The organism is Ramlibacter sp. P4_H7 (assembly GCF_056400765.1).
In genome coordinates, this window is record NZ_JBFUKP010000018.1 from 36,727 (window position 1) to 56,178 (window position 19,452).

The window sequence follows — 19,452 nt, forward strand, 5'->3', positions numbered from 1 at the left end:
TCAGCGGCCGCGCGGCGGACGCGCGCGCACGGCTTCTTCGTCGATGTCGGTGCCCCAGCCCGGACGGTCCGGCACCAGCAGGTCGCCGTTCTCCACCACGGGCGGATGCGTCAGGTACTCGCGGGTCCATGGCGCCTCGTCGACCCGCAGCTCCATGGTCCGCAGGTTGGTCGCCGCGGCGCTCAGGTGCAGGCTCATCAGCGTGCCCAGTTCGCCTACCGGGTTGTGCGGCGCCATGGTCGTCTCGTAGGCATCGGCGAAGGCGGCGATGCGCGCGGACTGCCACACGCCGTTCCACATGGGATCGATGATGCAGGTGTCCACCGCCTGGCCTTGCAGGAAGGGACGGTATTCGGCGATGCCGTGCAGCGATTCGAGCGAGGCGATCGGCGTGCGGCAGTTCGAACGGATGAAGCCCAGCGCCTGCGGGTCATTCATGTCCAGCTCGAGCCACGCGAGGTTCAGCGGCTCCAGCCGGTGCGCGATGCGCAGGTAGCCTTCCGTGCGCTGGCTGAAGCTCAGGTCCAGCATCAGGCCGACGTCGGGGCCGACCGCCTCGCGGTACGCCGTCATCTGGTCCACCAGCGCGTTCAGGTGGCGGTCGCTGATCGAGCGGTCCAGGAAGCCGGGCGCGATGCGGAAGCCGCCGCTGAAGAAGTACGGCTTCTCCTTGTCGAAGAACACCGGGTTGGTCTTCACCGCGCGATAGCCCTGCGCGACGGCCTCCTTTGCCACCGCCGCGAGGTCGTCCAGCGTGCGGATAGTCGGGTAGCCGAGCTCGTCGCTGTAGAAGGCGGCGCGCGGACCGACGCGGTAGCTGCCGCAATGCGTCCAGTAAACCGGCACGCGCTGGCGCAACGGCCCGCCCAGCAGCACGTAGACGGGCACGCCGAGCGCCTTGCCAGCGATGTCGAGGCAGGCGTTCTCGATCGCCGCGATCGCCTGCTGCGCCAGGCCGCCCGCCGCGAGGCGGGTGGTGGCGAGCAGGGTCTCGCTGAGGCGGCCGACCTGCCGCGGGTCCATGCCGATCGCGGACTTCGCGAAGTCCTGGATCAGTGGATCGATGCGCGCGCCGGAGAAGCTGTCGTAGTACTCCGACCAGCCCACCAGGCCTTCGTCGGTGCTGAGCTTGAGGAAGGAACAGCTGCGATAGCCGCCGTCCGCATGCAGGCTCTCCGCGCGGACGATCCTCATTTCGCCGGCACGGCTTCCGGCGCCGGCGCGGGGGTGCCGCGCGACTTCAGCACGCGGTCGGCCGCGCGCATCTTGTCGGCGTAGGCCTGCTGCCATTCCACCGACGTCGGCACCTCGAAGTAGCCGCTGCGCGCGCCCATCAGCACCTCGGGCGCGTCCAGTCCGGGCGCGGCCTCGCCGCCCGCGAAGGCGCGTGCCGCCTGCAGGGCGCGGCGGCGCGTGCGCGCGATCATCAGGTCGCCCGGGCCCAGGTGCTCGCGCGAGTGGTCGGTGATCGGGCCCATGCTTTCGGTGACGGCCTGGTCCTGCAGGCCGATGTGGTCGATGCCCGAGTAGATGCGGCCCGTGCGCTGCGCCTCGCGGTCGATCAGCCAGTCGTTCGACTCCTCGGCGACCACGCGGTAGCGGCCCAGCCAGCTGGTGTCGATCGGCCGGAAGTCCGGCTGCGGGCGAGCGCCGGCCAGCGGCTTGCCGTCCTTCAGCGGCTCGCCCGTGTTGCGCGGCCCACCCGTGCGGCGGCGCCAGAAGATCATCATCGTGTGGTGGTCGTCCAGCGGCACCCAGGCGCGCGCCTGGATGTTGACCGGGAACTCGCCCTGCGGCGTCTGCGTCCAGAACGGGAACATGTAGTTGGCGAAGCGCCAGTACATCGTCTCCGGCTTGACCTTGCGGTAAGCCCCGTAGGTGGTGCCCCAGGCGGTGTCGCGCACGTGGTATTCGGGGGCGCGCTCGCCGGCCGTGTGCTCCAGCGGGTGGCCTTCCGGCACGTTCTCGGGATCGAGGTGGCCCACGTGCAGGAAGCCGAAGTGGGAGGTGTCGATGTCGCCTTCCAGCGCCTGCATCCAGTTGCAGCTGCGCATCATGAAGGACAGGTCGACGTCCTTCTCGTCCAGCAGCGTCGCCTCGACCATCGGCAGCGGCGGCGGATCCTCCTGGCGCGGTCCCATGTAGACCCACAGGATTCCGTTGCGGTCGACGGCCTTGTACGCGCGGGCCTGCACCTTCTCCTTGAAGCACTGGTGCGCCGGCACGCTGGGCATGTCGACGCACTGGCCGTTCACGTCGAACTTCCAGCCGTGGTAGATGCAGCGGATGCCGTCCTCCTCGTTGCGGCCCAGCACCAGCGAGGCATTGCGGTGCGGGCACAGGTGGTCCATCACGCCCACGCGGCCGCTGGAGTCACGGAAGGCGACCAGCTTTTCTCCCAGCAGCAGCAGGCGCATGGGCGTGCCGTCGGGCTGCAGTTCGCCGGACTTGGCGGCGGGGATCCAGTACTGCCGCATGAAGTTGCCCATGACGGTATCGGGTCCGACATGGGTCAGGTCTTGGCTGTCTTTCGGGTTCATCGTTGCTCCATCAGGATGGGGTGTGCGGTGCGGGGTCGCGCAGCATGCGGATGCCATCGACCTGGCCGTGCGGACCGAGGCCCGCGTAGCCCTCGACGCGGTCAAGGTCCACGACCACGGCGGCGCCCAGCATGGCGAAGTCGTGCGCGCGCTCGATCGGCGGCGCGCGCTCGAAGATGCGCTGGCGCTCGGCCGCGACCTCGGTCACGCGCGCGCGGCCCTGGAACTGGTAGGTCGCCTTGGCGCCTTCGTCGCGGTACATCAGCGCGATCCGCGGATTGGCGAGGATGGCCGCGATGAAGCCGCCTTGCGCATTGCGGACCCACAGCGCCAGCTGGTCGTCCGCGTGCACCTGCACCGAGCCGCGGAAGCTCAGCACCGGCTGCCCTTGCGCGTCCACGTGCGCGACCAGCATCGGCTTGCGATCGACCAGCGCGTTGTCGATGCGCTTCCTGACGTCGTCCGGCAGCACGATGGCCTGCGCCACCGCGGGCGGCGCGGGCATGCGCTGCTCCTGCACCAGCGCGACGGCGTCGCCGACGAAGGACAGCATCACCACCAGCTCGCGGTCGCGGCCGCCCGGCTGGCGCCGGCCGTGCAGCCGCACCTGCTCGCCGACGGCTTGCGGCGCCTCCCACTCGAGGCGGCGCGACAGCGGCGCGTTGACGCCCGACACCAGCTCCTCGGCCACGGCGTCGGAGCCGTTCACGTCCTTGCCCAGCATCAGGTAGCGCGCCTGCGGCTGCAGCAGCGCCATCAGCGTGGCACGGCCTTCGGGCCCTGCCTGCACGCGCGCCTGCTGGAAGCGCTGCGCGAGGGCCAGTGCCTCGGCCTTCTTCACAGCGACTCCGGCACGTAGCCGCTCGCCTTGGCCAGGGACTCGTAGCGCCTGCGTTCCGCGGCCAGCCAGGCCGAGAGCTGGACCCCGTTCATGGGCTGGGGCGCCATGCCCTGCCCCGCCATCTTCTCCAGCACGGGCGCGGACGACAGCATGGGCATCAGCGCGGCATGCAGCCGTTCGACCATGTCGCGCGGCAGCTTCGCGGGGCCGTAGAGCGCCGCGGAGTTCTCGATCACGACGTCGAAGCCCTGCTCCTTGAAGGTCGGCACTTCGGGCGCGAGCGGCGAGCGTTTCTCGCCCGACACCGCGACCAGCCTGATCTTGCCGGCCTTGTGCTGCACCGCCAGCGGGCTGGTGCCGGTGATCAGCATCGGCAGGCGGCCGGCGGCGAGGTCGATGATGCCGACGCCGCTGTCCTTGTAATGCACCGGCTGGAACGGAACGCCGGTGGACTGGGCCATCGCGATGCCGGCGAAGTGAGAGGACGAGCCCGCGCCCGGCGCGGCGCCGTACACCGCGCCCGCGCCCTGGCCCCGGGACCATGCCACCAGCTGCTTCACGTCGCCAGCGTTGGTCATCGGGCCGGTGGCCAGGCCCAGGTCGAACAGGCTCACGCCGGCGATCGGCGTGAAGTCCGCGATCGGGTCGTAGTCGAGCCGGGTGTAGATGTGCGGATAGATCGCGAACAGGCTGCTGGTCGAGAACATCAGCGTGCGGCCGTCGGGCGCCGAGCGCTTGAGTTCGTTCAGCGCGACGCGGCCGCCGGCGCCCAGCTTGCTCACCACGACCACGGGCCGGCCCAGCACGTCGTGCAGCTGGTCGGCCACCAGGCGCGCGGTGAAGTCCATCGAGGATGCAGCCCCTACCAGGATGGTGATCGGCGACTTGTCCTCCTGCGCCAGCAGCGCCGGCGCCGCCAGCGCCGCGCCGCCGGCGGCGAGCGACTGCAGGGCGAGGCGGCGGCGCATCATGCATCCTCCCGCTGGTAGCCGCTGGCCTTGACCAGTGCTTCGAAGCGCTTGCGCTCGTCGCCCAGCAGGCCGGCCAATTGCTGGCCGCTGGCGGGCCAGGGCGTCATCGCCTGCTGCGCCAGCTTCTCCTTGACCGCCGGGTTGGACAGCATCGGCGTGATGGCATCGTGCAGGCGCTTGACCAGATCCGGCGGCATCTTCGCCGGGCCGAACACGCCCGTGTAGGTGCTGCTGACCACGTTGACGCCGGTTTCCTTAAGCGTCGGCACTTCGGGCACCAGCGGCGAGCGCACGTCGCCGGAGACGGCCAGCAGCTTGATCTTGCCGGCCTTGTGCATCTCGATCAGCGGCTGCAGGCCCGTGATCAGCATGGGCAGCCGGCCCGCCGCGAGGTCGACGATGCCCACGCCGCTGTCCTTGTAGGGCACGTGCGTCATCGGCACCTTGGTCGCCAGGCTGGTGGAGATGCCGACGAAGTGCGAGAGCGAACCGTTGCCCGGCGCGGAGGCGAACACCGGGTCCTTCTGCGAGCGCTGCCACTCCATCAGCTGCTTCAAGTCGGGGGCGCCGGTCATGGGGCCGGTGGCGATCGCGACGTCGAAGTACGAGATGCCGGCGATCGGGGTGAAGTCCGCCACCGGGTCGTAGTCCAGCTTGTTGTAGATGAAGGGATAGACCGAGAACGGCCCGCTGGTGGCGAACACGAGCGTGCGGCCGTCGGGCGCCGCGCGCTTGCATTCGCCCAGTGCGAGGCGCTGTCCGGCGCCCAGCTTGCTCAGCACGATGGCGGGCCGCGCCATGGCTTCGCGCAGCTGTTCGGCGACCAGGCGCGCGGTGAAGTCCATCGACGAGGCGGCGCCCACCAGCACGGTGATGGCGGACTTGTCGTCCTGCGCCAGGAGCGGGCCGGCGAGCGCGCTGGCTGCGCCGGCGGCGAGACCGCGCAAGGCGGTGCGGCGGGTGGTCATCTGGTCTCCTTCAGTGGAAAGGGGAATCGAGCGCTGCCAGCGCCGGCCACTGCCGGTCGGCGGGAAACACCCAGGCCGGCTGGTCGCCGCAGGGCCAGGCAATGCCCAGCGCCGGGTCGTTCCACAGCAGGCCGCCCGCGTGGTCGCGGTCGTTGTAGTCGGTGAGGCGAAAGGCAATCTCGGTGTCCGGCTCGAGCGTGCAGAAGCCATGCGCGAAGCCGGGCGGCACGTGCAGCTGGCGCCAGTCGCCGGCGGCGAGTTCCACCGCCGCGTGCCGGCCGTAGGTGGGCGAGCCGCGCCGCACGTCCACGCACACGTCCCAGATGCGACCGCTGGCGACGCGCACCACCTTGTGCTGCGCGTGCGGCGGCCTCTGGAAATGCAGGCCGCGCACCGTGTGCCTCAGCGGGTAGCGCGATGCGTGCTCCTGCACGTAGTGCGATGCCGCGCCGGCGAGGGCGAAATCGCGCTCGCTGTAGTAGTAGCTGTAGCGGCCGTGCGCGTCCGAGCTCACGTCGGGCTCGAGGACGAACAGGCCTTCCAGGCCCAGCGGGCGGGTCTCCATGGGGTTTTTCTTTGACGGCGGGGTTTGATCTAAATCAAAATCTAATTCCATTTTTCGAATTCCGCAACCGCAATGCCCCCAAGGGGCGAAAGACCACATGGCCCAAATCGTCCTGGGAATCGGCACCTCCCACACGCCCATGCTCAACGCGCCGGTGGCGGACTGGTCGCGCTTCATCGAGCGCGACCGGCTGCGGCCCCACCTCACGAAGGACGGCCGGCCCGTCAGCTACGAGGAGCTGGAACGGCTGGCGCCCGCGGACATGGCCGCGCAGCTCACCCCGGAAGTGTTCGCGGACAAGCACCAGCGCGCCCTCGCCGAGGTCGAGCGGCTGGGCGCCGTGGTGCGCAACGCCAGGCTGGACACGCTGATCGTGGTGGGCGACGACCAGAAGGAGCTCTACGACGACGCCAACATGCCGGCGGTGCTGCTCTACCGTGGCGAGTCGATCCGCAACGTCCCGCTGACGAGCCACCCCGGCCCGGACTGGGCGCGCCAGGCCTCGGCCCGCTACTTCGAGCCGGAGCAGCCGCGGGACTACCCGGTGGACGCCAGGCTGGCGGAGCACCTGATCGCGCAGCTCATGGAGGACTTCGATCTCTCCTGCGCCAACACCCTGGCCGATGGCTACGGCGAAGGCCACGCCTTCGGCTTCGTGCACAACCGCCTGCTGGCCGGCCTGGTGATCCCGGTGGTGCCGGTGTTCCTCAACACCTACTACCCGCCCAACCAGCCGACGCCGGGGCGCTGCTATCGCCTGGGCCAGGCGCTGCGGCGCGCGGTGGAGAGCTTCCCCGGGAACCAGCGCATCGGCGTGCTGGCCTCCGGCGGGCTCAGCCATTTCACCGTGGACCCGGACCTGGACGGCCGCGTGATCCGCGCGCTGCGCGAGAGGAACGCCGCCGCGCTGGCCGAACTGCCGCGTGAACAGCTCAACTCGGGCAGCTCCGAGATCCGCAACTGGATCTGCATGGCCGGCGCGGTGGAGCACCTGGCGCTGCGCCGCCTCGAATACATCCCGGCCTATCGCACGCGCGCGGGCACCGGAACCGGCCTGTGCTTCGCCGACTGGAGCTGAGGTGGACGCGAGCAGCAGCACCATGGACCGCCCCGCCGCCTTGACCACCCTGCGGGCGCGGCTCACCGCGATCCGCTATGCCGCCGAGGGCATCCACCTGGTCGAGTTCCGCGCGGTCGACGGCGGCGCGCTGCCCCCGTTCACGGCCGGCGCCCACGTCGACCTGCACCTGCCGAACGGCCTGGTGCGCCAGTATTCGCTGTGCAATCCGCAGCAGGAGACGCATTGCTACGTGGTCGGCATCAAGCGCGACCCGGCAAGCCGCGGTGGCTCCAGCTACGTGCACGAGCAGCTGAAGGTCGGCACCGTGCTGCAGCTGGGCGGGCCGCGCAACCACTTCGCCCTGCACGAGGAAGCGCGCCACACGGTGCTGGTTGCCGGCGGCATCGGCGTGACGCCGATCGCCTGCATGGTTCAGCGGTTGCGGGCGCTGGGCGCCTCCTTCGAAGTGCACTACAGCGTGCGCCGGCGCGAGGAAGCCGCGTTCGTGGACGTGCTGTCCGGTCCCGAGCTGCAGCTGCACGTGGACGCGGAGAACGGCAACCGGCCGCTGCCGATCGCGGACATCGTCGCGCGCGCCGCGCAGGAGGCGCACCTGTATTGCTGCGGGCCGGCGCCCATGCTCGATGCCTTCGAGGCCGCGGGCGCGGGCCGGCCCTCCGGCCACCTGCACCTGGAACGGTTCGCGGCGGCGGCGCCGGTGGTGGCCGAAGGCGGCTTCACCGTGCAGCTCGCGCGCAGCGGCCGCAGCATCCGCATCGCCCAGGGCTGCACCATCCTCGACACGCTGCGGCAGGAAGGCATTTCGGTGCAGGCCTCCTGCGAACAGGGGATCTGCGGCAGCTGCGAGACCCGCGTGCTTTCCGGCACCCCCGACCACCGCGATTCGCTGCTCTCCGACGAGGAGAAGGCCGCGAACAAGGTGATGATGGTCTGCTGCTCCGGCAGCAAGGACCCCCTCCTCGTCCTGGACCTTTGAGCATGGACCGCTACGCCACATCGATAGACTCGCGGGGTTGGACGCACGACAGGAGAGGACACGTGGGGCGACCCAGCCGCAAGGACAAGCCGGTGTTGCCGGACTATTCCGAAGGCATCCAGATCAGGACGGAGGACGAGGATCCCCGCTTCAACAACGCACTGGCGCGCGGGCTCGCGATCCTGCGCACCTTCCAGTTCGACCGGCAGCTGCTGGGCAACGTGGAGATCGCGGCGGCGACCGGCTTGCCCAAGCCGACCGTCTCGCGCCTGACCTACACGCTGACGCAGCTGGGCTACCTGCGCTACCTGCCGGACTTCGGCAAGTACGAGCTGGCCGCGGGCGTGGTGAGCCTGGCCTATCCCTACCTGGTGAACATGCCGGTGCCCACCATCGCGCGGCCGCTGATGGAGGAACTGGCCGGCCGCAGCAAGACCAACGTGGGCCTGGGCGTGCACGAGGGCCTGAGCGTCCTGTACCTGGAATACGCGCTGGGCGAGTCGAACCCGAACCGGCGCCAGCGCGTGGGTTTCCGCGTGCCCCTGATCCGCACGGCCATGGGCCGCGCCTGCATCGCGGCCATGCAGCCGCAGGAGCGCGCGCGGCTGTACGAGGAGCTGCGCGAGCACTACCGCAAGGAATGGCCCGCCCTGCAGCAGGAGCTGGACGACGCCGTGGAACAGGTGGACCGGCGCGGCTTCTGCATCGCCGCCGGCAGCTTCCAGAAGACCACCAACTCGGTGGCCGTACCCTTCGTGCACAGCGATGGCCGCGCGCTGATGGCCTTCAACTCGCAGGGCAACGTCGCCACGCAGACGGCCGCGGTCATGGAACGCAACGGCAAGCGGCTGGTGGAACTGGCGACCGAAGTGCGCCGCCGCCTCGCGGCGGAGCCGCCCACCCCATCGCTCGGCCGGCGCTGAGCCCCGGTCCCAGGAGTCCCCCGTGCACGACGAGAGCCGCACCGAATTCGCGACCGTGGAGGTGCGCCAGGGCTGGCTGCGCGGCCGGCAGGACGACGATGTGGCGAGCTTCCTCGGCGTCCCCTACGCGGCGCCTCCCGTGGGCGGCCTGCGCTGGCGGCCGCCGCAGCCGGCGTCCGGCTGGCAGGGCGTGCGCGATGCGCTCGCCTTCGGGCCCGACTTTCCCCAGGCGGTCAACCCGCGCTTTCGCGCGGCGCGCCAGGACGAGGATTGCCTCTACCTGAACGTCTGGACCCCCTCGCTGGACGCCGATGCGGCGCTGCCGGTGATGGTGTGGGTGCACGGCGGCGGCTTCACGGGCGGCAGCGGTTCGGACCAGCGCAGCGACGGTGCGCGCCTGGCCGGCGAGGGCGCCGTCGTCGTCTCGCTCAATTACCGCAGCGGACTGTTCGGCTTCCTGGCGCACCCGGCGCTGAGCCGCGAATCGGCGCAGGGCGTGTCCGGCAACTACGGGCTGCTGGACCAGCTGGCCGCGCTCGCGTGGGTGCGCGAGAACATCGATTCCTTCGGCGGCGACCGATCGCGCATCACCGCCTTCGGCGTGTCGGCCGGTTCGGCATCGCTTTCGCTGCTGCTGGCGTCGCCGCAGGCGAAGGGCGCGTTCGACCGCGCGATCCTGCACAGCCCCGGCGCCGGTCGGCCGCTGGCCACGCTGGCCGAGGCCGAGCAGGCCGGATTGCAGCTCGGCTCCGGCATCATGGAGCTGCGCGCGCTGTCGGCACGGGAGGTGCTCGATCGCACGTCGCTGCTCAATCCCGCCGTGCGCGGCCTGACCACGCCGCGCGTGCTGCGGCCGATCCGCGACGGCTGGCTGCTGCCGCAGGACGAGCGCCCCGCCTTCCAGGCCGGCCGCATGCACGCCATGCCGCTGATCGTGGGCAGCAACGCCGACGAGGGCACGCTGCTCACGCGGGCCTGGCCGGTCGACTCGCTCGCCGCCTGGCGCGGCCAGGTGGAGCACAACTTCGGCCCGGCGGCGATGGAGGCCGCGGCCCTCTGGCGCGCCCGCACGGACGGCGAGGCGCGCTCCGCGGTGGCGGAGATGTTCGCCGACACGCAGTTCAACTACGGCACGCGGCTGCTGGCGCAGTGCATGGCCCCGCTGGAGCCGCGCACCTTCAAGTACCTGTTCACGCGGCGCCGGCCGCACCAGGCCGACGGTCCGCACCACGGCGAGGAAATGGCCCACGCCTTCGGCAACGTGGACGCCGCGCCGCCGGGCGTGGCGCCGGACTTCGATGCGGTGGACGAGGCGCTGTCCGCCACCATGCGCAGGTACTGGGTCGCTTTCGCGGCGCAGGGCGATCCCAACGGCGCGGGCCTGCCGCGCTGGGACGCCTACCGCCCCGCCGACGACAACCACCAGGTGCTGGGCGACACGGTGCGCGCCGACGGCGCCTGGCGCCGGCCGCAGCTGGACTTCCTCGAACGCTTCTACGGCCGCTAGCAGGGCCCTAGCGCGGCACCCGCACCGCCGCCGCCAGGTGCTCGCGGTAGGCCTGCTGCCAGTCGGCGTCCGCGGGCGTGTGGAAGGAGCCGCTGCGCGCCTCCCACATCACTTCCGGATCGCGCACGCCGGGCGGCGGCGTGCCTTCCTGGCGCAGGGCCAGCGCCGCCTTCAGCACGCGGCGTCGGGTGCGGGCCACCATCTGGTCGCTCGCCACCAGGTGTTCCCAGGCATGGTCGGTGATCACGCCCATGGACTCGGTGATCGCCTGGTCCTGCATGAACACCATGCGGATGCCGGTGTAGATCTCGTTGCGGCGCTGCGCGTCGCGGTCGATCTCGTAGTCGTTCTCCGCCCGCGCGCGCGGCCGCCAGCGGCCGTACCAGTCCGTGCCGGGAGGCAGGTAGTCCACGGCGGGCGCGAAGCCGGGGATCGGCTTGCCGTTCTTCAGCGGCATGCCGGTGTAGGGGCCGGGCGACTTCTTCCACGAGAGCATCAGCACCATGGTGTGCTCGTCGTCCATCGGCACCCAGGCGCGCACGCCCACGTTGGTGAGGAAGTCGGAGTTCGGCGCCTGCGTCCAGAACGGGAACAGGAAGTTGGCCACGCGCCAGGACACGCGGCCGTCCTCTTCCTCGCGGTGGGCGCCGTAGCTGGTGCCCCAGGGCGTCTCGGCCACCTGGTACTCCGGCGCGCGATTGGTCACGGTGTGCCGCATCGGGTGGTCGTCCTGGAAGTCCTCGGCCTGCGCATGGCCGGCGTGCAGGAAGCCGAAGTGCGAGGTGTCGATGTCGCCCTCCAGCGCCTGCAGCCAGTTGCAGGCGCGCTGCACGAAGCGCACGTTGGCTTCCCCTTCCGGGACCAGCGCGGCCTCCAGCAGCGGCAGCGGCGGCACGTCGTCCTGCGGTCCCATGTAGACCCAGACGATGCCGGCGCGCTCGGCCGTCCTGTACGCCTTCGCCTTCACCTTGCCGCGGATCGCGTCGCCGTTCTGCACGTTGGGCATGTCGACGCAATGGCCCTCCACGTCGAACTTCCAGCCGTGGTACACGCAGCGCAGGCCATCGTGCTCGTTGCGGCCGAAGAAGAGCGAGGCGCAGCGGTGCGGGCAGCGGTGGTCCACCACGCCCACGCGCCCGGACGAATCGCGGAAGGCCAGCAGCTTCTCGCCCAGCAGCAGCAGCCGCACGGGATCGCCGTCGGCCTTCAGCTCGCCCGCGGCAAGCGCCGGCAGCCAGTAGCGCCGCATCAGGTCGCCCATCACGGTGCCCGGGCCGACGCGGGTCATCATCTCGGAATTGCTCGAAAGGCTGCCGGTTTCTTGCGCGCTCAAGGGGGGGTCTCCTCGTTTCATTCGGGGGTGTAGCCGCTGGCCTTGACCAGCACAGCGAACTGGCGGTATTCGCCCTGCAGGATGGCGGTCAGTTCCTGCGGCGCGGCCGGCTTGGGAAACACGTTGAAGGGCGCCAGCTTGTCGCGATAGTCCTGCGTGCTGGCGATCTGCAGGATCGCCGCGGTGAGCGGCTTCACCACTTCCGGCGGCATGCCGGCCGGCCCGAAGATGCCGACGGTGGAGGTCGTGTTGACGTTCACGCCCGCCTCGACCAGCGTCGGCACGTCGGGCAGCAGCGGCGAACGCGTGCCGCCCGAGGACGCCATCACGCGCAGCTTGCCGGCCTTGTGCAGCTCGATCATCCCGGACAGCCCCGTCATCATCATCGGCAAGCGGCCGGTGACCACGTCCAGCAGGCCCACGGGGCTGTCCTTGTACGCCACGTGCGTGAGCGGCTGGCCGATCGCCAGCGACAGCGAGATGCCCACGAAGTGCGACAGCGAGCCGGTGCCGGGCGCGGAGCCGTAGATCGCCTGCTTCGGGTTCGCCTTGATCCACTGCACGAGCTGCTGCATCGTGGTTGCGCCGGTGGCGGGACCGCTGGCGATGCCGACGTCGAACGAGGACACGCCGGCGATCGGCGTGAAGTCCTTCAGCGGTTCGTAGTCGAGCTTCTGGTAGATGTGTGGGTAGATCGAGAACGGCGCGCTCGTCACCAGCATCAGCGTGCGGCCGTCGGGCGCCGACTTCTGCAGTTCGTTCAGGGCCACGCGCTGGCCGGCGCCGAGCTTGCTGAGGACCACCACCGGCCGCCCCAGCGCCTCGCGCAGCTTCTCCGCGATCAGCCGTGCCGTGAAGTCGGTGCCCGCCGAGGCGCCCACCAGCAGCCGGATCGGCGCCTTGTCGTCCTCGGCCCGCAGCGGCAGGTGGCACAGCGCGGCGGCCGTGCCGCCGGCCGCGGCCAGCCATCGTCGGCGGTTGAGCATGGAAGATCTCCTGGGAGCGAAAATGGAATTTGCTTCCATCTTCGCGCAGGCCGGGCGCGGTGGGCACCGGGCCTTTCCCGGATCACCGGTTGCCCGCTCAGGTGCGGTCGAGCGAACCGTAGCGCTGCAGTGCGCCGCGCGTGCGCGTGAAGCGCATCTCCAGCTCCTCCACCAGCGGCGGCAGCGGCGCCGTCTCGCCGCGCTGCACCGCATGCTCGATGCGGTAGCAGACCTCCGCCACCGCCTTGGCGCCCAGGCTCGCGCTGGTGCCCGCCAGCTTGTGCGCGCGCCGGCCGATCTCCTCGCTCTGGCCGTTCTGCAGGTGCTGCTTGATGGCGCTGAGGGCCGCCGGGGTCTCGTTGAGGTAGTCGCCCAGCAGGCCGCGCAGGATCGAAGGCGCATCGGGATCGTCCAGCGCCGCCAGTTCCTTCAGGATGCCCTCGTCCAGCAGGCCGTCGCCGCTGTCGGCCGCCGCCCGGCCGCGCTGCTGCGGCGACCAGCGCTCGATCAGTCCCTGCACCGTCACCGGCAGGATCGGCTTGGCGATGTAGTCGTCCATGCCCGCATCCAGGCAACGCTGCCGGTCCTGCGGCATGGCATTGGCCGTCATCGCGACGATGCGCGGACGCCGGCCGGCCGGCAGCGTCGCGATGATCTGGCGCGTGGCTTCCAGGCCGTCCATCACCGGCATCTGCAGGTCCATGAAGACCAGGTCGAAGCGGCCGTTGCGCACCATGTCCACTGCCTGCCGGCCGTCCTCGGCCACCTCGCAGGCGTAGCCGAACTTGCGCAGCATGTTCACCGCCAGCTTGCGGTTGATCTCGCTGTCCTCCACCACCAGGATGTTCATGGGCAGCCGCTGCGCCAGCGCGTGGTCGATCATGTGCGCCGGCGACGGCAGGGGCGCGGCGCGGCGATGGTGGATCACCTCGTCCAGCACGGCGAACAGGCGCGAATGCTTCACCGGCTTGGACAGCGTCGCGGCGAACAGGCGCATCGCCCCCTGGTCGCGCGTGCGGCCGGGCGAGGAGGACAGCAGCACGAGCGGTGGCGCGCTGTCGCCCTTCTGCGCGCTGATCGCGCGGGCCAGCTGCAGGCCGTCCATGTTGGGCATGTGCAGGTCCAGCACCGCGGCGTCGAACGGGCCTTCCGCCTCCAGCAGCGCCAGCGCGTGGGTGCCCCGGTTGGCGCAGGCCACCTCCATGCCCCAGCGCGTGCACTGCGTCTTCAGGATCTGCAGGTTGGTCGGGTTGTCGTCGACCAGCAGCACCTTGTGGCCGGCCAGCTCCGGCGCGCTGCCGGAGCGGTATTGCGCGGTGGGCACGTTCTGGGCAATGCCCGCCTCGACGGTGAAGGAGAACACCGAGCCCTTGCGCTCCTCGCTTTCCACGCGGATGTCGCCGCCCATCAGGCGCACCAGCCGGGCGCTGATCGCCAGGCCCAGGCCAGTGCCGCCGTAGCGCCGCGTGGTCGAGGCGTCGCCCTGCGAGAAGGCCTTGAACAGGTGCTCCAGGTGCTGCGGCGGGATGCCGATGCCCGTGTCGCGCACCGCGAAGCGCAGCTGCACGTGCTCGGCCTCCCGCTTGAGCACGCTCGCCGTGAGGCAGACCTCGCCGACATCGGTGAACTTGACCGCGTTGGACAGCAGGTTCACCAGCACCTGGCGCAGCCGCGTGCTGTCGCCCACCAGCCAGTGGGGCACGTTGTCCATCAGCTCGTACAGCAGGTCGATGCCCTTGTCGGCCGCCCTCGGCGCGACCATGTCGAAGGCTTCCTCGATGCACACGCCCAGCTCGAACGGCCGCCGTTCCAGTTCCAGCATGCCCGACTCGGTCTTGGAGAAGTCCAGGATGTCGTTGATGGTGGACAGCAGCGCGTCGCCGCTGGTGTGGATGGTCTGCACGTACGACAGCTGTTCGCCATCCAGCTTGGTGTCCTCCAGCAGCGCGGTCATGCCGATCACCGCGTTCATGGGCGTGCGGATCTCGTGGCTCATGTTGGCCAGGAAGGTCGCCTTGGCCTCGGCCGCCTGCAGCGCCTGCTCGCGCGCGGCCACCAGCTCGGCCTCGATCCGGCGGCGCTCGACGATCTCCTCCTCCAGCGCCTTGTTGGTGTCGGTGAGCACCGCCGTGCGTTCCCGCACGCGCTGCTCCAGCAGCTGGCGCTCCTGCTGCAGCGCCAGCTCGGTGCGCTTGCGCTCGGTGACGTCGCGGAAGATGCCCAGGTAGCGGCCGCCCCCGAGGTCCACCGCGTTGATGTCCACCACGAAGCGCTCGCCGCCGCGCTTGAGCAGCACCACCTCGCCGCTGGCGCGCCCCTCCATCGCCACCTTGCGGAAATGCGCGAGGCCGGCCTCGCGCTCGGGCCCGTCCGGCGGCAACAGGTCGGAGACCGACATCTGCAGCAGCTCGTGCTCGGTGTAGCGCAGCATGTCGGCCGCAGCGGGGTTGGCCTCGAGGTAGCGGCCCTGGTCGTCCACCACCATCACGCCGTCCAGCGACTGCTCGATGTACGACCGCAGCTTGCGTTCGCTGGCGTGCACCGCCGCCTCGCGCTCCATGCGCTCGGTGACGTCGCGCAGCACGCCGCAGAAGAACAGTTCGCCGTTCACCGGCATTTCGCTCACGCCCAGGTCCAGCGGCAGGCGCGAGCCGTCCTTGCGCAGGCCGGTGACCAGGCGGCCGATGCCGATGATCTTGGGCGCGCCGCCACCCAGGTAGTTGCGCAGGTAGCCGTCGTGCTGCGAGTGGTCCGGCTCGGGCATCAGCATCTTGATGTTGCGCCCGATCACCTCGCCGGCGCGCCAGCCGAAGATCCGCTCCGCCGCGGGATTGAAGGTCTGCAGCGTGCCGAACCGGTCGATCGTGATGATGGCGTCGAGCGCGTGGTCGAACACCGCGCGCATCCGCGCCTCGCTCTCCGCATGCTGCTGCAGCGCGCTGCGCAGCGCGCTGGTGCGCTGGGCCACCAGGCTGAGCGCCCGCGCGCGCAGGCCCGCCAGCAGCCCCAGCAGGCCGGCCATGAGGCCGCTGATCACGAAGCCCAGCGTGAGGATCACCCAGGACTGGTCCGCGCCGAGGTTGTTGTCGAAGCGCGGCATGGCGACGAACTCGAGGTCCCAGCGCCGCTGCCCGAACTCCAGCTGAGCGACGCGCCGGATCTTCTTCTCCTCGTCGCCCGCGGACGTCTGCAGGTCGGCACTGATGAACACCGGCACCTGGCCATCGCGCACCCGCAGGCCGATGACGGCCGCGTCCGGACCCAGCGCGGACTGGACCAGCTGCATGGCGTCGTAGGCCTCGACCAGGTAGCCGCTGAGCGCCGAGAGCCGCGCGTGCGCCGTCGGCGGCACGGCGCCGCCCGCATAGATCGGGACGATCTGGGCCCACACCTGGCCGCCCTGGCCCTTGGGCGAGGACAGCGTCAGCGGGCCGGTCATCACCATGGCGCCCGTCTGCACGGCGCGCAGCATCGCTTCGCGCGCCACCGGATCCTCCTGCAGGTCCACCCCCAGCGGCCGGCGGTCCTGGGTGCCGAAGGCGCGGAAGTAGGCCAGCGGGAAGTATTCCGGCCGCTGCTCGTTGGCGCGCACGCCATAGGTGCCCAATCCGTCGGCGCGGGCGAGCCGCTCGTGGGTCTGCAGGTCGGCCGCCGGCACCCGCTGCGCGAACGCCAGCCACATGCGGCCCGGCGAGCGCGTGCCGTTTTCCATCACGTTGAAGTAGTCGCGCCATTGCGCGCGGCTGATGCCGCCGCCGACGCTGAACAGCGCAGCCACCGAGCGCAGCAGCACTTCGTCGGCCTCCAGTGCATGCCGCAGGTCCCCCACGATGCGGATCGTGCGGTATTCGAAGCGGCGCGCCTCCGTCTGCTGCGCGAGGTTGCGCGTGACGTCCCAGGACAGCAGGGTCACGACCACGCCCAGCAGCAGCACGCCCAGCGCCATGGCGAGGGGCCGCAGCACGCCGCTGCGCCCCGAGGCGTCGGACAGCTGCGCCTCCGCGTCCGCGGACGGGGCGTCGTCCGGCTCGACGGCAGCCAGGGTGTGACGTTGCATCGCGGGATGGTAGCGGCAAAGGGCAGGCCCCACTCCCGGGTTGCGTCAACAGGACGCAACACCGGCCGCCGCCTCCCGCTCAGAGCTGGTCTTCGATCGGCAGCAGCGACAGGATGGAGACGCCCAGGCGCAGCAGCCAGCCGGTATGGGGATCGCTGTCGAACACCACCACGGCGCCGTCCTGCTGCTCCGTCCACTGCACGGCGCCGTCCTGCAGGTGCAGCCGGTAGGTGAGTTCCGGCAGGAGCCCCATGATCCTGCGGGCCACGGCGTCCGTGAGCGCGGGGCTGTCGATCACGAAACCCAGCTCGGTGTTCAGCCGGGCCGAACGCGGATCGAAATTGAAGGAACCCACGAACACCCGGCGACGGTCCGTCAGGAACACCTTCGCATGCAGGCTGGAGGAGGAACTGCTGCCCATACCCATACCCATACCCATGCCCATGCCCATGCGATGCTCGCGCGGCGCGGGCGGTGCCGCGGCGCGCTTGAGCTCGTGCAGTTCCACGCCGGCGGCCAGCAGCGGCGCGCGCCAGTGCGCGTAGCCGGAATGCACCACCGGCACGTCGGTGGCCTCCAGGGAGTTCGTGAGCACGCGCACCTTCACGCCTTCGCGCGCCAGGTCGGACAGCATCGCCGCACCGCGCTCGGTCGGCACGAAGTACGGCGACACCAGGATGACTTCCTCTTTCGCGCGCGGAACGACCTGCATCAGCTGCGTCCACAGCAGGCCGCTGTCCTCGGCCCGGCCGAGCCCCTTGGCCGGGTCGTCGCTGATCATCACGGCCGGCGCCCACTCGAAGGCCATCTGGCGCGCCATCAGGTCGCGCACGAAGGTGGACTCCTTGATCGCCTGCAGGTACTCCTCCACCGACCCGGCCGCGTAGGCCTTGCGCATCGGCCCCGACGCGGGCGGCGGCGGCCCGAGCCTGTCCAGGGGATAGGCCGAGTCGCTGGCCCAGTAGCGGTCGAAGTCGCGCGACACCGACGCCACCACCTCGCCGACCGCCAGCACGTCGAGGTCGATGAACATCGTGCTGGCCGTGCCGGCCGCGAAGTACTCGTCGCCCACGTTGCGGCCGCCGACCACCGCGACCTGGTTGTCGGCGGTGAAGGACTTGTTGTGCATGCGCCGGTTCACGCGCGAGAAGTCGCCGAGGTAGTCCAGCAGCCGGGCCCCCCGGTTGGCGAAGGGATTGAACAGTCGCACCTCGATGTTGGGATGCGCGTCGAGCGCCCGCAGGCGTTCGTCCATGCCGGAGGTGTTGGCGTCGTCCAGCAGCAGGCGCACGCGCACGCCGCGGTCGGCCGCGTGTCGCAGCGCCTCGAACAGCAGGCCGCCGGACAGGTCGTCGTGCCAGATGTAGTACTGGATGTCGAGCGTGCGGTCGGCGGCCGCCGCCAGCGTGGCGCGGGCGGCGAAGGCGTCGAGCCCACCGGGCAGCGGCAGCACGCCGGTCAGCCCCGGGTGCGCGCGCACGAGCTCTTCGACGCCGCGGCCCAGGCGCGTGTTGGCGGTGTCGGTGGCGGCGACGGAGACCGTGCGGCCCTCGAGCGGCGGCAGCTGAGCGCAGGCGGCGAGCATCGCCACGCCCAGGCACAGGCCGATGCGGGCGAGCACGGAACGGATCGAGCTCATGCGGGGAGTATGCCCCGCGGGGACGCTGCAAGCCCGCCGCGGTCAGGACGCAGGTTAGCGGCCTCGCGCGGGCCGGGCGTCCTTCACTGGGCCGAGCCGAGCAGCCTGCGAGAGCGGTGGATCACCTTCTTGCCCAGCCGGAACAGCACCGGCGGGGTCACGTCTTCGAGGGCTTCGCTCAGCCGCACTTCCCAGTCCTGATGGTCCTTCGAGCCGGGCCGGGCCTTGAAGTGGGTGGTGTGCTGGCGGCGCGTCCCGTCCCAGGTCGCGGTGTAGTAATAGAGCGCCATCGAGAAGCGCGAGCGGTTCTGCGGATGCTGCACGGTGTTCGGGTTGCCGTGGAAGCTGTCCGAGCTGGTGTTGAAGACCACGCAGCGGTTGAACAGCGGGTCGAAATCCTTCACGCGGTGCTTCATCTCCTTGTCCCAGATCTCGAACTGGCCGCCGTATTCCGGCTGCCAATCGCGGTTCAGGTAGATCAGCAGGTTCAGGCGGCGTTCCAGGTTGAGCTTGGACAGGTGGTTGAAGTCCGCGTGGATGTCCAGGTGCCCCCCCGTCTTCACCTCGTGGATGCCGCCGCCCACGTAATACGGATCGCCCATCAGGCCGCGGATGCCGGTCATGTTCTCGAGGAAGGCCAGGAACGGCCGCGAATTGAAGAACCAGAACAGGTTGCGGGTGCGTTCCGGCAGTTCGTTGGGCGGGTAGGAGCTCTTGAGGCGCTCCTGGCTGCGGTCGAAGCTGCTCTCCGAACGCGGCAGCGATGCGAGGTCGGCAACGACGCCTTCCAGCAGGTCCTCCGGCAGGAAGTTGTCGATCGCGATGTAGGGAAAGGGTTGCGCCGAGCAATAGGACTCCTGCACGGAGCCGCCCAGGCTGGCCATCTGCTGGGCATCGACCGACAGGCTGGGGGAAAGCGGAATGAACGGCTGATGCATCAAGACAGGCTCCTCGGCGTCGCGACCATAGCCCAAAAGCGGCGGCGGTTCACTAGTCCGAGGGAACTAACCCCGCCGTGCCCGGGTAACAGAATCCCTCGTCGCGTTCCGCTCGCGCCGGGTGCCA

15 protein-coding genes are annotated in these 19,452 nt (G+C 70.5%); 4 read left to right on the forward strand and 11 right to left on the reverse strand.

Going from position 1 to position 19,452, the window contains the following annotated elements:
- The 6 genes from AC1DSA_RS20565 to rfbC are packed head-to-tail and all read right to left on the reverse strand — an operon-like array spanning nt 1 to nt 5,885.
- Nucleotides 1-1,194, reverse strand: a complete 1,194-nt coding sequence (locus AC1DSA_RS20565; protein ID WP_477892642.1) for a mandelate racemase/muconate lactonizing enzyme family protein — start codon at nt 1,192-1,194, stop codon at nt 1-3.
- Nucleotides 1,191-2,540, reverse strand: a complete 1,350-nt coding sequence (locus tag AC1DSA_RS20570) for a Rieske 2Fe-2S domain-containing protein (protein ID WP_477892644.1) — start codon at nt 2,538-2,540, stop codon at nt 1,191-1,193. Before AC1DSA_RS20570 ends, AC1DSA_RS20565 begins: the two co-directional genes overlap by 4 nt.
- Nucleotides 2,541-2,550: 10 nt before the next feature.
- Nucleotides 2,551-3,381 carry a pyridoxamine 5'-phosphate oxidase family protein gene (locus tag AC1DSA_RS20575; protein WP_477892646.1) on the reverse strand — a complete coding sequence of 277 codons (831 nt, stop codon included), beginning with the start codon at nt 3,379-3,381 and terminating at the stop codon, nt 2,551-2,553.
- Nucleotides 3,378-4,352, reverse strand: a complete 975-nt coding sequence (locus tag AC1DSA_RS20580) for a tripartite tricarboxylate transporter substrate-binding protein (RefSeq protein ID WP_477892647.1) — start codon at nt 4,350-4,352, stop codon at nt 3,378-3,380. Before AC1DSA_RS20580 ends, AC1DSA_RS20575 begins: the two co-directional genes overlap by 4 nt.
- Nucleotides 4,349-5,320: a Bug family tripartite tricarboxylate transporter substrate binding protein gene (locus AC1DSA_RS20585; RefSeq protein WP_477892649.1), complete on the reverse strand. Its 972-nt coding sequence runs from the start codon at nt 5,318-5,320 to the stop codon at nt 4,349-4,351. The genes AC1DSA_RS20580 and AC1DSA_RS20585 overlap by 4 nt, the downstream gene beginning before the upstream one ends.
- A 10-nt stretch (nt 5,321-5,330) precedes the next feature.
- Nucleotides 5,331-5,885, reverse strand: coding sequence for a dTDP-4-dehydrorhamnose 3,5-epimerase (gene rfbC / locus AC1DSA_RS20590; RefSeq protein ID WP_477892651.1), 555 nt, complete (start codon nt 5,883-5,885; stop codon nt 5,331-5,333).
- 97 nt (nt 5,886-5,982) lie between these two features.
- Here rfbC and AC1DSA_RS20595 point away from each other — a divergent pair, with 97 nt between their 5' ends.
- The 4 genes from AC1DSA_RS20595 to AC1DSA_RS20610 all read left to right on the forward strand — a co-directional run bounded on the left by AC1DSA_RS20595 (nt 5,983) and on the right by AC1DSA_RS20610 (nt 10,372).
- Nucleotides 5,983-6,963 (forward strand): DODA-type extradiol aromatic ring-opening family dioxygenase, encoded by a 981-nt coding sequence (locus tag AC1DSA_RS20595; protein WP_477892652.1) that lies wholly within the window; start codon nt 5,983-5,985, stop codon nt 6,961-6,963.
- A 22-nt stretch (nt 6,964-6,985) separates the two neighbouring features.
- Nucleotides 6,986-7,942: a PDR/VanB family oxidoreductase gene (locus AC1DSA_RS20600; protein WP_477892654.1), complete on the forward strand. Its 957-nt coding sequence runs from the start codon at nt 6,986-6,988 to the stop codon at nt 7,940-7,942.
- Between the two features lie 62 nt (nt 7,943-8,004).
- Entirely contained in the window at nt 8,005-8,865 is an 861-nt protein-coding gene (locus AC1DSA_RS20605; RefSeq protein ID WP_477892655.1) for an IclR family transcriptional regulator, read from the forward strand.
- A 22-nt stretch (nt 8,866-8,887) separates the two neighbouring features.
- Nucleotides 8,888-10,372: a carboxylesterase/lipase family protein gene (locus AC1DSA_RS20610; protein ID WP_477892657.1), complete on the forward strand. Its 1,485-nt coding sequence runs from the start codon at nt 8,888-8,890 to the stop codon at nt 10,370-10,372.
- A gap of 7 nt (nt 10,373-10,379) precedes the next feature.
- Here the strand turns inward: AC1DSA_RS20610 and AC1DSA_RS20615 are convergent, their stop codons facing one another.
- From AC1DSA_RS20615 to AC1DSA_RS20635, 5 genes are all read right to left on the reverse strand, one after another.
- Nucleotides 10,380-11,705, reverse strand: a complete 1,326-nt coding sequence (locus AC1DSA_RS20615) for a Rieske 2Fe-2S domain-containing protein (RefSeq protein ID WP_477892659.1) — start codon at nt 11,703-11,705, stop codon at nt 10,380-10,382.
- Nucleotides 11,706-11,722: 17 nt separating this feature from the next.
- Nucleotides 11,723-12,691, reverse strand: a complete 969-nt coding sequence (locus tag AC1DSA_RS20620) for a Bug family tripartite tricarboxylate transporter substrate binding protein (RefSeq protein ID WP_477892661.1) — start codon at nt 12,689-12,691, stop codon at nt 11,723-11,725.
- Between the two features lie 97 nt (nt 12,692-12,788).
- Nucleotides 12,789-16,748: a CHASE domain-containing hybrid sensor histidine kinase/response regulator gene (locus AC1DSA_RS20625; protein WP_477892663.1), complete on the reverse strand. Its 3,960-nt coding sequence runs from the start codon at nt 16,746-16,748 to the stop codon at nt 12,789-12,791.
- Nucleotides 16,749-16,827: 79 nt separating this feature from the next.
- On the reverse strand, nt 16,828-18,387 hold the full coding sequence (locus tag AC1DSA_RS20630; RefSeq protein ID WP_477892665.1) for a phospholipase D family protein: 1,560 nt from the start codon (nt 18,385-18,387) through the stop codon (nt 16,828-16,830).
- Nucleotides 18,388-18,470: 83 nt separating this feature from the next.
- Nucleotides 18,471-19,325, reverse strand: a complete 855-nt coding sequence (locus AC1DSA_RS20635) for a 2OG-Fe(II) oxygenase (RefSeq protein WP_477892667.1) — start codon at nt 19,323-19,325, stop codon at nt 18,471-18,473.
- Between the last annotated feature and the right edge of the window lie 127 nt (nt 19,326-19,452).

What these genes read in the sequence shown, in the direction of transcription:
- AC1DSA_RS20565 (WP_477892642.1), bottom strand. Translation starts at nt 1,194, where the DNA reads ATGAGGATCGTCCGCGCGGAGAGCCTGCATGCGGACGGCGGCTATCGC.
- AC1DSA_RS20600 (WP_477892654.1), top strand. Translation starts at nt 6,986, where the DNA reads ATGGACCGCCCCGCCGCCTTGACCACCCTGCGGGCGCGGCTCACCGCG.
- AC1DSA_RS20635 (WP_477892667.1), bottom strand. Translation starts at nt 19,325, where the DNA reads ATGCATCAGCCGTTCATTCCGCTTTCCCCCAGCCTGTCGGTCGATGCC.
- AC1DSA_RS20585 (WP_477892649.1), bottom strand. Translation starts at nt 5,320, where the DNA reads ATGACCACCCGCCGCACCGCCTTGCGCGGTCTCGCCGCCGGCGCAGCC.
- AC1DSA_RS20580 (WP_477892647.1), bottom strand. Translation starts at nt 4,352, where the DNA reads ATGATGCGCCGCCGCCTCGCCCTGCAGTCGCTCGCCGCCGGCGGCGCG.
- AC1DSA_RS20620 (WP_477892661.1), bottom strand. Translation starts at nt 12,691, where the DNA reads ATGCTCAACCGCCGACGATGGCTGGCCGCGGCCGGCGGCACGGCCGCC.
- rfbC (WP_477892651.1), bottom strand. Translation starts at nt 5,885, where the DNA reads ATGGAGACCCGCCCGCTGGGCCTGGAAGGCCTGTTCGTCCTCGAGCCC.
- AC1DSA_RS20595 (WP_477892652.1), top strand. Translation starts at nt 5,983, where the DNA reads ATGGCCCAAATCGTCCTGGGAATCGGCACCTCCCACACGCCCATGCTC.
- AC1DSA_RS20630 (WP_477892665.1), bottom strand. Translation starts at nt 18,387, where the DNA reads ATGAGCTCGATCCGTTCCGTGCTCGCCCGCATCGGCCTGTGCCTGGGC.
- AC1DSA_RS20570 (WP_477892644.1), bottom strand. Translation starts at nt 2,540, where the DNA reads ATGAACCCGAAAGACAGCCAAGACCTGACCCATGTCGGACCCGATACC.
- AC1DSA_RS20625 (WP_477892663.1), bottom strand. Translation starts at nt 16,748, where the DNA reads ATGCAACGTCACACCCTGGCTGCCGTCGAGCCGGACGACGCCCCGTCC.